The sequence below is a fragment of the Marinobacter algicola DG893 genome, assembly GCF_000170835.1.
Classification (GTDB): Bacteria; Pseudomonadota; Gammaproteobacteria; order Pseudomonadales; family Oleiphilaceae; genus Marinobacter; species Marinobacter algicola.
In genome coordinates this window covers 1-13,270 of the sequence record NZ_ABCP01000037.1, presented here as the reverse complement: position 1 = coordinate 13,270, position 13,270 = coordinate 1, and the positions used below count along the sequence as shown (strand labels likewise).

General features: G+C 57.6%; 14 protein-coding genes. 4 read left to right on the top strand and 10 right to left on the bottom strand.

All coding sequences use genetic code 11. The features are described 5' to 3' along the window. Positions 1–22 precede the first annotated feature (22 nt). Complete coding sequence (gene pbpG, locus MDG893_RS16605; RefSeq protein WP_007154978.1) at positions 23–937, bottom strand: D-alanyl-D-alanine endopeptidase; 915 nt, start codon at positions 935–937, stop codon at positions 23–25. Positions 938–1,192: 255 nt separating this feature from the next. Between pbpG and MDG893_RS16600 the strand changes: the two genes are divergently transcribed. After that, entirely contained in the window at positions 1,193–2,827 is a 1,635-nt protein-coding gene (locus MDG893_RS16600) for an EAL domain-containing protein (protein WP_007154977.1), read from the top strand. 5 nt (positions 2,828–2,832) lie between these two features. On the opposite strand, the gene ilvD is transcribed toward MDG893_RS16600, so the two are convergent. Further along, on the bottom strand, positions 2,833–4,509 hold the full coding sequence (ilvD, locus tag MDG893_RS16595) for a dihydroxy-acid dehydratase (protein ID WP_007154976.1): 1,677 nt from the start codon (positions 4,507–4,509) through the stop codon (positions 2,833–2,835). 246 nt (positions 4,510–4,755) lie between these two features. Between ilvD and MDG893_RS16590 the strand changes: the two genes are divergently transcribed. After that, complete coding sequence (locus MDG893_RS16590; protein ID WP_007154975.1) at positions 4,756–5,382, top strand: HPP family protein; 627 nt, start codon at positions 4,756–4,758, stop codon at positions 5,380–5,382. Then, complete coding sequence (locus tag MDG893_RS16585) at positions 5,379–5,774, top strand: glutaredoxin family protein (RefSeq protein WP_007154974.1); 396 nt, start codon at positions 5,379–5,381, stop codon at positions 5,772–5,774. The genes MDG893_RS16590 and MDG893_RS16585 overlap by 4 nt, the downstream gene beginning before the upstream one ends. Positions 5,775–5,803: 29 nt before the next feature. Here the strand turns inward: MDG893_RS16585 and MDG893_RS16580 are convergent, their stop codons facing one another. The 4 genes from MDG893_RS16580 to ald form a co-directional block, all read right to left on the bottom strand. Continuing rightward, on the bottom strand, positions 5,804–7,543 hold the full coding sequence (locus MDG893_RS16580; protein WP_007154973.1) for an alkaline phosphatase D family protein: 1,740 nt from the start codon (positions 7,541–7,543) through the stop codon (positions 5,804–5,806). A 113-nt stretch (positions 7,544–7,656) separates the two neighbouring features. Then, a complete protein-coding gene (locus MDG893_RS16575) occupies positions 7,657–8,268 on the bottom strand; it encodes a Yip1 family protein (RefSeq protein ID WP_007154972.1) in 612 nt (203 codons plus the stop codon). Positions 8,269–8,421: 153 nt separating this feature from the next. Further along, complete coding sequence (locus MDG893_RS16570) at positions 8,422–8,994, bottom strand: glutathione S-transferase family protein (RefSeq protein WP_007154971.1); 573 nt, start codon at positions 8,992–8,994, stop codon at positions 8,422–8,424. Positions 8,995–9,023: 29 nt separating this feature from the next. Then, positions 9,024–10,136, bottom strand: coding sequence for an alanine dehydrogenase (gene ald / locus MDG893_RS16565; RefSeq protein WP_007154970.1), 1,113 nt, complete (start codon positions 10,134–10,136; stop codon positions 9,024–9,026). 159 nt (positions 10,137–10,295) lie between these two features. On the opposite strand from ald, the gene MDG893_RS16560 reads away from it, so the two are divergent. Next, positions 10,296–11,111 (top strand): dienelactone hydrolase family protein, encoded by an 816-nt coding sequence (locus tag MDG893_RS16560; RefSeq protein ID WP_007154969.1) that lies wholly within the window; start codon positions 10,296–10,298, stop codon positions 11,109–11,111. A 10-nt stretch (positions 11,112–11,121) separates the two neighbouring features. On the opposite strand, the gene MDG893_RS16555 is transcribed toward MDG893_RS16560, so the two are convergent. From MDG893_RS16555 to MDG893_RS16540, 4 genes are all read right to left on the bottom strand, one after another. Continuing rightward, complete coding sequence (locus MDG893_RS16555; RefSeq protein WP_007154968.1) at positions 11,122–11,817, bottom strand: lysophospholipid acyltransferase family protein; 696 nt, start codon at positions 11,815–11,817, stop codon at positions 11,122–11,124. 139 nt (positions 11,818–11,956) lie between these two features. Next, positions 11,957–12,163 (bottom strand): cold-shock protein, encoded by a 207-nt coding sequence (locus MDG893_RS16550; protein WP_007154967.1) that lies wholly within the window; start codon positions 12,161–12,163, stop codon positions 11,957–11,959. 237 nt (positions 12,164–12,400) lie between these two features. After that, on the bottom strand, positions 12,401–12,781 hold the full coding sequence (gene crcB, locus MDG893_RS16545) for a fluoride efflux transporter CrcB (protein WP_007154966.1): 381 nt from the start codon (positions 12,779–12,781) through the stop codon (positions 12,401–12,403). A gap of 78 nt (positions 12,782–12,859) precedes the next feature. After that, positions 12,860–13,270, bottom strand: a 411-nt coding sequence (locus tag MDG893_RS16540; RefSeq protein WP_007154965.1) for an acyl-CoA dehydrogenase domain-containing protein, incomplete at its 5' end; no start/stop codon positions are given.

Here is a 13,270-nt window from a genome sequence, read left to right as displayed (position 1 = left end):
TGCGCTCCCGATTCGCCAGAGGTCAGTTCACACTCACGGATGCGCCATCCGAAGCGGCGTAGGCTGCGTTCTTTTTCCGCTCATACGCACGCGCGGCCGCAGCAACACTGCCACCGGCGCCGGTGGTCAGCCATCGCTTGATCCTGCCCGCATCCCCCATCGGTGAACGGGTACCCAGGGAGTCAAGCAGCACCGTTACCAGCGGCTTGCCATCCAGTTCAAACAGCATCACCAGGCAACGACCGGCTTCGGACAGATAGCCCGTTTTACTGATCCCCACGCCCCAGCTTTCACGATGAACCAGGACATTGGTATTCCCGAACGCCAGCCGGTATCTGGGTTGACGGAACTGGGCGGTGAAATAGCGTGTGGTGGAATACTCCCGTATCTGCGGGTATTGGCTGGCTGCCCTGACCAGGCGAACCAGATCCGCCGCGGTGGAGCGATTGTCAACCGACAAACCGGTGGGATCCACGAAGGTTGTTTTCAGCATTCCCAGCTCAACGGCCTTGGCATTCATCGCTTCAATAAAGGCGTCGTACCCACCAGGATGGTGTCTTGCCAGGGTATGGGCCGCAAAATTTTCCGACGACATCAGCGCAATACGCAGTACATCAGAGCGTCTGAGCTCGGAGCTCACACGAATGCGGGTATAGGCATTCGCCGGTGCGGGAATATGGCGTTCCCGGAAATCCAGCCATTCGGTCAGGGGCTCGCCGGACTCCATCACTACCAGCGCGGTCATCAATTTGGTGATGGAAGCGATGGGCACCCGCCGATCCGCATTCTTGCCGTACACCAGTCCCTCATCGTCGGCATAGGCCACGGCTGCATTAACAGACGCCAGTTGCAGCTCGGACCTCTCGATCGCCATCGCCCGGGAAACGTTGAGCGAACACAGGACTGTCAGTGCCAGGACAATGGCCGTTCGGATCATTGGTCAAACCTTGTTATGTGTCATTACGGTGTCAGCTTCCCACTATACCAGCCAAATTGCCCGCTGGCTCCGGGGTGGCCAGGGTAAAAGCGCTAACGGAATCGGCAGCAGAATTCATTCAAGCGTTTAAAACATGAAATGCAAAACCGTATAAAATCGCGTAAAATTACATTAAAATCATATTGTTACCTAATATTTCACAAAGTAACCACAGTGTAACAAACCCTCCGGGAAACGAGCAGGATAATCAAGCGAATGGATTCAACCGGGCCCCAAACGACGCAAGAGATCGCCAGTACGCCCCTGCCCTTTGATTCGGCCAATGGTTTCTATCACTGGCTACCCCTGATCGTGTTGCTCTTTGCCATTGCTTACGGATGGCTGCTTGCGTCACAGACTCCTCAGGCACTGGGCAGCGTCCGCTGGTTAGCGGGCCTGGAAACGGGTCTGCCTCAGGACCTGATGGCATTGGTTCGGCAGGTATTTATCGGCGGCATTCTGGCCTTTGCACTGCTGTTCAACCTGGCGGTTGTGTTTATGCTACGGCGGCCCGGCCTTGCGTGGCTCAGCGTGTTCATGGCCGGTGTCCTGCACTGCCAATTGGTTCTGGAACAGTTTGGCCTTTGGTTTATCTGGCCCGACCAGCCGCAGTACAACGCACTGCTGCACATCAGTCTGCCCCTGTGCCTGATCGCACTGTGTGAATTCACGCCACACTTCCTGCCGCTGGGCCATCGTTCCCGGCGAATCATTCACGTCATCAGTCTGCTGGCATTCCTTCATCTACTGGCAACGCCGATGAGCATACCGGGCGTTGGCGAAGCATCTTTCCTCGCCCTGGCCCTCGCTGGTGGCGGGTTTATCCTGCTGGTGGTTCTGAGCCTGGTTCGTCAGCATGTCCATGCACGCTATTATGGGCTTGCCATCCTCGCCATACTGATCGGGACCGTGATTTCTTTCTTACATACAAAGGGTTGGGCGCCAAGCACCAGCTTTGCAGAGTCCGCGTTCTTCCTTGGCGCTGCCGCAGGCTCGGTCATCCTGACCACCGGAGCCGCCAGCCTGCTCTCTTCCGCAGGGGGCGCACCAGCAAACAACAACCGGGGACTATCTGTGTATGCCCCGGCCATAACCGAGCGGCAAAACCAACAACAGCGGTTAATGCTGGAGGTGGAAAACAGCCTCGCCAGCAACAGTATGTGGCTGGAATACCAGCCCAAGGTGCGCATTCGAGACGCCAAAGTTCGCTCGGTGGAAGCCCTGATTCGCTGGCACCACCCAGAGTTCGGGTATGTATCACCAGACCGGTGGATTCCCCAGGCTGAAGAGGCAGGGGTTATTTACCCAGTGACGCTTTGGGTCATTGAACGGGCCTGCAGCGAATACCGCCACCTGACTGCCCGCTACGGCAACGAGCTGGCCGTTGCCGTCAACATTTCCGCCACGGACCTGACCCATGCCGGATTCGAGCAGGACATAACCGACATCATCACCCGTCACAAACTGGAGGCGAAAGACCTGATACTGGAGATTACGGAAACCGCGATGATGACCGATCCGGAGGCTTCTCGCCGTATGATTCACTCCCTGCACCGAAAAGGATTCCGAATTGCCATGGACGATTTCGGGACTGGCCATTCATCATTGGGCACGTTGGCAAGCTTTGAACTGGATGAGCTCAAGATAGATCGTAGTTTCCTGAAAGGCATCCTCGACCATCCGGCTCGCCAGCGGGTCTTCCGCGCGACCCTGGAACTGGGTGAAGCACTGGACCTGGACGTGGTGGTTGAAGGTGTTGAAGATGAGGCCGTGGTGCACTGGTTACAGCAGTTCCCGGACCTCCATGGGCAGGGCTTTTTCTGGGGCAGGCCTGAACCGGCCTGCCCCTGACACACTCACGGCTTGTCTGTCACTGCGCCTTCCGAAGCGGAACTCACGGTGCGCGCGTATTTGGCCAGCACCCCGCGGGTAAATCGGGGAGCCGGTGCGGTCCATGCCTGTCGGCGGCGCTCCATTTCCTGCTCCGAAACATCCAGCTCAATGCGATTGGCCACTGCATCAATGGTGATGGTGTCGCCAGTTTCCACCAGCGCAATCGGCCCACCTTCTGCGGCCTCCGGCGTAATATGACCAACCACGAAACCGTGGCTGCCACCGGAAAAACGCCCGTCGGTAATCAGCGCCACATCGCTGCCCAGCCCTTTACCCATGATGGCAGAAGTCGGCGTTAGCATCTCCCGCATGCCCGGCCCACCTTTGGGGCCTTCAAACCGGATCACCAACACGTCTCCGGCCACAACGGTGCCGTCCATGATCCGCTCCTGGGCCTCTTCCTCGGACTGGAACACCCGTGCACGGCCGGTGAAATGGGTACCCTCCTTACCAGTGATCTTGGCCACCGCACCAGTAGGCGCCAGGTTGCCGTAAAGGATACGCAGATGGCTATCCGCCTTGATGGGGTCATCAAAGGCATGAATGATGTCCTGGCTTGCCGGGTACGGAGCCACGTCTTTCAGGTTGTCCGCCAGTGTCTGCCCGGTGACGGTCATGCAGTTGCCATGGAGCATGCCACGGTCGAGCAGCATCTTCATCAACGGCTGAATGCCGCCGATCGCCACCAGTTCCGACATCATGTAGTGACCGCTGGGGCGCAGATCTGCCAATACGGGAACCCGTTTGCCGATTTCCACGAAGTCGTCCAGCGTCAAGTCAACGCCAACGGTGCTGGCCATGGCAATCAGGTGCAGCACCGCGTTGGTGGAGCCACCCAGGGCAATTACCACGGTGATAGCATTCTCGAACGCCTCCCGGGTCATGATGTCCGATGGCTTGAGATCTTTCTCCAGCAGGTTGAGGACGGCCGCGCCCGCCGCCCTGCAGTCGGCCGCCTTGGTCTCGGAAACAGCGTTCTGGGCGGAACTGCCCGGCAGGCTCATGCCCATGGCTTCAATCGCCGAGGCCATAGTGTTGGCGGTGTACATGCCGCCGCAGGAGCCTGGCCCCGGAATCGCGGTTTCCTCGATCTGTTTGACCTCAATCAGGTCCAGGTCACCCCGGGCATGGGCACCCACCGCCTCAAATACTGAGATGATGTCGGTGTGATTCTCGCCGGGCATGATGGTGCCGCCATAGACAAATACCGACGGCCGGTTCAGGCGCGCCAGGCCCATCATGCAGCCGGGCATGTTCTTGTCGCAGCCGCCAATGGCAACCAGGCCATCAAAACCTTCACAACCAGCCACGGTTTCAATGGAGTCGGCAATGACTTCCCGCGACACCAGGGAGTACTTCATACCCTCCGTGCCGTTGGCGATGCCGTCGGAAACGGTGATGGTATTGAACGTCAGGCTCTTGCCCCCGGCCTCGTCGGCACCCGCGGCCGATTCCTCCGCCAGTTGGTTGATGTGCATATTGCAGGGCGTCAGGTTGCTCCAGGTCGAGGCAATACCGATCTGGGGTTTGCGGAAATCTTCATCGGTAAACCCCACGGCCCGCAACATGGCGCGGCTTGCCGACTTGCCCAGGCCATCGACCACGGGCGCGGAATAACGGCGGCGTTTGTCTTCTGTCATTACTGTGCTCTCCTGAATGTCCGGTTGGCCCGGCCTTGTTTCTGTCATTAACAAAAGACTGTCAGAAACGCCCGGCGACAGCAATACAACGCCCCAGGCAATACCTTACGCCCTTCTGCACAGAAACATCCGCAAACCTTTGCCAGTCGCTCACGGTTATCGGAAATAGCGATTTGCCTTGTTCAGGATCAGGGCTTACTATCACGCACCTTTTTAGTGCAAACAACTCAGGTTAACGGCAGAACAATGGGACGCAGAAACGAACGACTGCGCTGGCAGCTGGCCAGTGGTCTGCTAAAGGTGTTTCATCTTGAACAGCTGACGAACCGATACAGTCGCCGGACTGTGATGGCGGGGTTTAGCCTGATCAACGGCACGCTGAGTATCGCGCTTGTTTCGTTTATCGCACTGGTCACACAGGAAGCTTTCATATTCCCGTCGCTGGGCGCGACGGCGTTTATACTGTTCCACGTTCCGCTCGCGGAACCGGCTTCTCCGCGTAATACCTTTTGCGGCCATCTCATCGGTGCATTGATGGGACTGTTCAGCCTTCATATTTTTGGGCTTCAGGATCAGGCCTCCGCATTTTTACACGGCGTCGATCTGCCAAGGGTCGGCGCTTCGGCTTTATCCCTCGGATTAACCGGCTGCCTGATGGTACTATTCCGTGTCGTGCATCCGCCGGCCGGAGCCACTGCGCTCATCGTTTCACTCGGCCTGATGCCTGATCCGGCACAATTGCCCGTCCTGATGGCTGGTGTTTGCCTGCTTCTGGCACACGCTTATTGTATGAACAGACTATCAGGCATTCCCTATCCGGTTTGGTCTGCAACGAAATCCACCCCATCGACTGGAGCTGTATCGAGTCCATGAGAATCATCATCCGCTATTTTTTCCGTACCCTTCGGCTGATCCTGACCCCCGTCATGCTGATCAGCGAGAAGTTGAGCACGCCCAAGAGCATCACACGCACGCCTGACGCACAGGCAAAGGTGGACAGTGCCTGCGAAGACCTCGCGCTTTACCAGTTCACGGCCTGCCCCTTCTGCATCAAGGTCCGCAAGGAAATCGCGCGCCTGGGCCTCAACATTGAAACCCGTGATGCGCAGCATGACAGCGGCCGCCGCTCAGAGCTGGAAGCCGGCGGCGGTCACGTCAAGGTGCCCTGCCTGCGAATTCGACAGGATGACGGCAAGGATCAGTGGCTGTACGAATCCGACGACATCAGGCTATGGCTGCAACGGCAATTCGAACCCGCCGCCTGAATCGTTCGGCAGCGGGTTTACAGATCCCGTCAACCGGGCGTTACCAATGAACGGTTGCCCGGCCCCGGCAAGGTCTGCCGGGCAGCATTTCGATCACCGATAATCTCGTAGTTACGGTCTTTGACGGTGCTGACGAAGCGCCAGTCCGCCCTTGCCTCATCAGGGGTAAATGTCACCAGCATATAGCCCCGCTGGTTCACGTTCAGGTAGTCAAGATCGTCCACCAGGAGCTTTATAGCCGCCTCGGCATCGGGTATGGTCGCTTCCGGCAACTGGAGATAGTCTTCAAGACCGGGGGAAGAAACCCCCGGCGTGGCGAACTCGACACCCACCTGGTCACCATTGCCGGTTTTCAGGTTGCTTGCCCAGGCATTGTGGGTATCTCCGGCCAGTACCACGAGGTTCTTTTGTAGTTGCCTCGCCGTTTCCAGAATCACTTCCCGTTCCACGTAGTAGCCGTCCCAGGCATCCAGATTGTAGGGCAGTACGGTTTCGATTCGGGCGATTTCCTCGTCGGTTAACGAGGGATCTCCAGCCAGGTAGCGGCCCTTGAGGTTGGCCAGCTCCGCGAACAGGGGCAGCAACACAGATGGGTCAGGGTTGATGATGCCGGCCAGCAGCTCCGCAGGCAGCGTCATCCGCCCCATCAACACCTGCTGCCCTAGTACCTGCCAGGTGGCGGTCGAAGTTGCCAAGGCGTTCTCAAGCCAAAGCCGCTGCTCCGCTCCCAGCATGGTGCGGTTCGGGTCGCCTATATCTGCAGCAAACCGGGCTGCGTCAATGCCATCCTGGGTCAGGTAGTCAGTGTAGGCCAGTTGCTCGTCGCGGCCGATGATCCTCGTATCCAGCATGTGCAAATCCACCAGGTCGCCAAAGCGGAAACTGCGGGAGATGGTCTCCTGGTCTCCGTCCGTGACCGGCCGGATCGGCATCCATTCAAAGTAGGCACGCAGTGCATCGAGTTTACGGTCACTGAAATCACCCTCGTCGGCGTTGTGGTTCTCAGCACCGTTCCTCCAGGTGTCGTTGGCCACTTCGTGGTCATCCCAGACAGTGATGAACGGCACCTTGCGGTGCAACTCCCTCAAGTGATCATCGCCCCGGTAGATGGCGTAGCGGTGGCGGTAATCTTCCAGGGTGATGAGCTCACGGTTATTCGATGCGGGGAACGTACGGCCCATGGCGTCTGCCTGCGCAGCACCATAACTATCCGGGTCGCTGTCGTACTCATAGAGATAGTCCCCCAGATGCAGCACGGCATCCAGGTTGTCCAGGCCCGCGATTTCCCGATACACGTTGAAGTAGCCAGCGGGGTAGTTGGAGCAGGACACCACGGCGAACCTCACCTGGCTCACCGTGCCCTCAGGAAGGGTCTGCGTCATACCGGTCGGGGAAGTGCTTCTGGCGGTGCGGAAACGATAGTAATAGCGCTGACCTGGCATCAGGCCCCGGACATCCACCTTGAAGGTGTAATCGTGCTGAGCCGCAGCGCGCGAGCGGCCGGAATGAGTCATGCCGCGGAAGTCAGCGTCAGTAGAGACTTCCCAGGCGATGTCCACGTCCCGACCGGAATCGTCGTCCGGCACGGCACGAGTCCAGAGGATTACGCCATCCTGCAGGGGGTCGCCACTGGCAACGCCCTGGGAGAAGCGGATATCGCGTTTGTCGCTGCTGTCGAGTATGCATCCGGCCAGTCCTGTGGATACGGCAACAGCGCCCATGCCCATGGCGGATGCTTTCAGGAAGTCCCTGCGGCTCAATCGTTTCATACCTTTCCCTGCCCTGGTTTAGTGGTCAGGTAAAAGGTAGCGCCAAAGTGTAACGACAGGATGACGGATGGCGACATCCTGAATAGCAAATCACGACAGGCCGGGCAAAACCGCTACCCTTCGACGAAGACCGGCCCCAGGCCATAGTTCCAGAGGATGACGGACCCCACACGGGTTGACACCAGAATGACCAGCGCCACCGTCAGCAAGGCACCGGCGTACATCACCGCCTGGTCCTTGGGAATGCCCATGACAATCGGCAGGCCATCGTACATCAGCCAGGCGCCATAACAGGCCGCCGCCAGGAAGACCAGGGCATTGAACCAGGGCACCGGATAGAGCAACGCAAAACCGGCGAGGAACAGCGGCGTACAGGAATAAGACGCCAACGCAATGCCATTGGAAGGAACGGCTTCTTCATGGGCGCCATATGTCCGAGCCATCCAGTTGATGGCGAACCCCAGGGCAAACACCCCCACCAGCATGGCCAGATAGGTCAGAACGCTTAGCTGTATCGCACTGACTTCCGTGAGCTTTATGACGCGCTCACCGCTCACCGTCCAACCGATGTGAGCCGTGGAAATGTAGGCACAGATCGGCGCTATCGCGCCAAGCAACAGCACATAGGCAACATAGAGCCGCCGGGGAGGTGCGTGTTCCTTGCGGATCTCGGCCCACTCGGCATCGGGATGGGTGAACAGACCAAATGCGTGATTCAGGAGCATGGCTTTACCCCCTTGAGGTAATTTTATTATTGGTTGAATGGATACGCCTCACGGGCCTGAAAAGATCAGGCCACGCTACCTTCAACTATAGACTAGAAACGCAAGTGTTAAAGCCATCTTGTCTTTTATTGCCAATCACTTCCGGACAAAACCTTACGCTTTTCTCGGGTCAGTAGCAGCGACAAGCGGCTGATCACGATGCTGGTCCCTGAAACCAAGCAGACTCTCAACACCGGTAAAATCCACCAGATCCCGGAAATCGATCCAATCCACCAGACAGTAGAGGCAAATGGCCGGGTAGCTCCACTGAGAAAACTGACCGTCGTCCACCATGGCCGCCAGGGTTCTGAACGTCATCATGATGCGTTCACGCTGGAGGTTGAAAAACATCAGGTCTTCGTTGGTATCGATGCCGGAGCGGGCCGACAGCAGCAAGATCACCGCAGAATCGTTGGCAGCGTCAATCAGCGTCAGCTGGTTTTCCTGGTCCCAGGTCAACGGCACCATGCCCTGCTTTTCGCTGAGGTAGCGGGCAATTACCCGGGAATCGTACACCTCCTGATTGTCGTCGATCAGCATGGGAATCTTCAGCGCCGGGTTGTTGCGCCGGAGCTCATCCCTGCCCTGACCATAGATGTCGAGGTTCACGAATTCATAGTCACTATCGGCCAACAGCAGCCTGATACGGCGAACATAGGGGGACGTGGTGGAACCGATCAGTTTCATGGAATCTCCTTGTTTGAATGATGTTAATGTCAGAGCAGATCTTCAGGATCTGCAAACTCATAGCCGGTGGATTCCGCCACCTCGCGGAAAGTGACCTTGCCCTGGAACACGTTGAGGCCGTTGCGCAGATGGGGGTCGTCCTTCATCGCTCTTTCCGGTCCCTTGTTGGCCAGTGCGACGATAAACGGCAGTGTTACATTATTCAGCGCCAGAGTGGAGGTTCTTGCCACCGCGCCCGGCATATTGGCAACACAGTAGTGCACCACCCCGTCCACAACGTAGGTAGGCGCATCGTGCGTGGTGGGTTTCGAAGTTTCAGTACAACCGCCCTGATCAATAGCCACATCTACGATAACACTGCCTTCGGGCATGCGGCTGACCATATCACGGGTCACCAGTTTGGGTGCGGACGCTCCGGGAATCAGCACACCGCCAATGACCAGGTCCGACTCGATCACCGCTTCCTCCAGCGTCGCGGCGGTTGAGAACAGCGTGCTGATGCGGTTGCCATAGAGATGGTCGAGATTTCTCAATACGTCCATATTGCGGTCGAGGACCGTTACATGGGCTCCCAGGCCAATGGCCATGGCCACTGCGTTCTGACCCACCACACCACCGCCAATCACGGTTACCCTCGCAGGGCTCACACCCGGCACACCGCCCAGCAGCACACCTCGACCGCCGAGGGATTTTTCCAGGCAGTGGGCACCAGCCTGAATCGACATCCGCCCCGCCACTTCCGACATAGGGGCCAGTAGCGGCAGTCGCCCGTGGTTGTCAGTGACCGTTTCATAGGCAATACAGGTTGCCCCTGAGGCCACGAGGTCATCGGTCTGGGCCTGGTCCGGCGCAAGGTGCAGGTAGGTAAAGAGGGTCTGGTCGGACTTCAGCAAGGCTCGTTCTTCCGCCTGGGGCTCCTTGACCTTGACGATCATGTCGGCCGCCTCAAACACAGCGGTTCCGCTGTCGAGAATCTCAGCCCCGGCCCTCATATAATCGTCGTCCGTGAAGCCAATGGCAGCACCCGCATTCGTCTCAACGCAAACATTGTGGCCGTGGCCACACAGCTCATGGACCGCCGCCGGTGTCATTCCCACCCGGTACTCGTGATTCTTGATCTCCTTCGGTACGCCTATCTTCATGCCTGACCCCTTGAATCCGTCGGGTAAACGATGTTTCATCCCGTAAAGTGTAGTAAAAAGGTATGACACCGGCAGTAGCAATTGAATGCATCGGTTTAATGGGCCTCGGCGTAAAACCCGGAGCAATGCACGCAATCGACCCAAACGGAGCAGGAACCCATGAACAGACACAGGCACGCCCTGGCGGCAGCGCCGCTCTCACTCGCAGTAGCCCTTACCCTGGCAAGCGGACAGGTGACAGCCGACATGCAGACAGAAACCGTGGAATACACCGTAAACGGCAAAACGTTTACCGGTTACATGGCGTACGACGATGAAGCCGAAGGCAAGCGCCCCGGTGTTCTGGTGGTTCACGAATGGTGGGGGCACAATGAGTTTGCCCGTGAGCAGGCGGAAAAGCTGGCAGCCGCCGGCTACACGGCGTTTGCGCTGGATATGTATGGCTCCGGCAAGCTCGCCGAACATCCCGAAGACGCGCAGGCCTTTATGAAGGAGGCGACCAAAGATATTGATCAGGTCAAGGCCCGCTTCATGGCTGCCAAGGAGCTACTCGCACAGCACGACAGTGTCGACGGCAGCAAGATTGCCGCCCAGGGTTATTGCTTTGGCGGTGCCGTGGTACTGAACATGGCGCGCCTGGGTGTGGATCTGGACGCCGTCGTCAGCTATCACGGCGCGCTGGGCAGCCCCATCAAAGCCGAAGCCGGCAAGGTTCAGCCCCGGATTCACGTCTACACCGGCGGTGCGGACAAGATGGTGCCATCGGATCAGGTGTCCAGCCTGGTGAAAGAAATGCAGGATGCCGGAGCGGATCTGACTCTGGTCAGCTTTCCCGGCGTCATGCACTCGTTCACCAACCCGGGAGCGGATAAGGTCGCCGAGGAATTCAATATGCCCATCGCCTATGACGAGCAAGCCGCGAAACGTTCGTGGGAGGGCACTCTGAGGCTCTACGAAGACGTTTTTAGCGACTGATCATTACCCCTCAGAGGGCACCTTCTATGGTGCCCCTCACTTCCTCCCGGACTTCCCTCTCCTCACGTCCGGCGGTGGTCACCGGCGGATGAACGATGATCTCGATCAGACCTGGCGAAAACACCGCCGTTCCCTTGGGGAGTCGGTCATGGGAGCCCCGGATCGTCACCGGTAGAATGGGCAGCTCGCCGTCGCGGGCAATGACAAACCCGCCTTTCTTGAAGGGCAGCAGCTTGCCATCCCAGGATCGGGTGCCTTCCGGAAACATCAGGATGCCAGTGCCCTCGGGCAACTGGGCGACGCCCCGCTTGATGCTCTCCAGCGCATCACTGCCTTTTGACCGGTCAATGAAAAGGTTACGGGACGTCTCCAGCGCAAGACCGAATAGGGGCACCTTACGCAGCTCTTTCTTGATCACCCAGCGGTATTGCAGGCCCAATGCCAACACCAGCGCCGGCGGATCAAAATAGGACGCGTGATTACTGAGGATAACGTAGCGCTGAGCCGGATCGATGTACTCGCGTCCGCTGACTTTCAGGCGGATTCCGGTGAGTCTGAGCATGCACCAGGCGTATACCTGGGTGCCGTGAAAGGCGGCGTTCCCACTGCGACCGGCAAGTGCGGCGATAACAATGGGCAGGAACAGGATCAGCGTGAGCAGTGCAGCCCAAAACAGGATCCAGACAACTTTGAGGGTGTTCAGCATAGCAGGCCCTGAGCAAACTAAGGTTGGGCGATCGCCCGACGGCAGGGAATAAAAGATGTCATATTCGGGTGGGAATCACAAAATCCACTCACAAAAAAAGGCAGCCGAGGCTGCCTTTCTGGCGGTGCCCTACTATCCGTTAGATAGCAGTAACGTTTTCCGCCTGAGGACCTTTCTGGCCCTGGGTAACGGTGAACTCAACCTGCTGGCCTTCTGCCAGGGTCTTGAAGCCGCTGCCCTGAATTGCGCTGTAGTGAACGAATACGTCCGGGCCGCCTTCACGAGTGATAAAGCCAAAGCCTTTTGCTTCGTTGAAGAACTTAACAGTGCCGGTAGTAGTAGACATACTTAAACTTCCTGAAATCAATCATTTTATCTTGCCGTCAGGCTATCGTTGTGATGCCTGATCAGCGTTTACGAAAAAAGAATTCGCGGAATCAAAAACAGGACGGTCACTACTAACTGCGGAGGTACGTCTTATTCATGAAAGCTTTACTGAATCTTTCCTTCGCAAATAACTCTACTCTTTGTTTTTAGGATTGCCAAGCGTATTTTTAATTTATTGCGTACGTAGTGTTACCCATCATCCCCGAACCAGTCCGAAGGTGTAAATTCCCAGTGCTGTCATGAGGATAGAGCCAACAACATGGGCGAGAATTCCAGCCAGGGCCATGCTCCATTTGCCTTCCTGGATGGCGGAAAGCATTTCCAGCGAGAAGGTGGAGAAGGTGGTCAGGGCGCCGCAAAGACCAGTAATGGCAAACAGGCGCCACTCCGGCGCCAACGAGGTGCCATGTACGAAATAACCAATAAACAGGCCGATGAGCCAGCCGCCGGAGAGGTTGGCTACGAGGGTGCCGTAGGGAATGGCGTGGTAGCTGCTGTTGAGCCAAAGGCCCAGGGCCCATCTCAGGTTTGCGCCGATAACGGCTCCGGCGCTTACGGCCAGGATTGATAGCCACATTCCCAACTTACCTCTTGGTTTGGTGCCTGCCGGATGTTGCCATCCGGCATCCCTCAATCCAAATCCCGTTGCCTTCTATCAGGCCGGGTTGTGGTCGATCAGTGTGTCCTTGTTGCGGGCGAACTCGTCGAACGGAAAGTCGTCGACGGTCAGCATTTCCAGGACCACAGCTTCGTACTCACGCATGAACTCGGCCTCTTCCTTGGTGAAGATATCCGCTTCCAGTGCGGCTTCGAAGCGTTCTTCCGGATGCAGCGCGTCCATCGGCAACTGCCCCTTGGCATACGCCTTGGTGACTTTGCGATAAAGCTGTTCGGCTTTGTCGTGATCCTTCAGCAAGTAGTTGTATTGAGCAATAGGGTTCTCAACGGCCCCCTTGCCTTCGCCAGCCGTTGTCCAGGCACCGGCAAGCAGCTTCTCCCGCACCGGGCTGTCGGTGGAGATGGCTTTTGCCAGTTTGCGGGAGAGGTCATCATGGGGTTTGTCCCA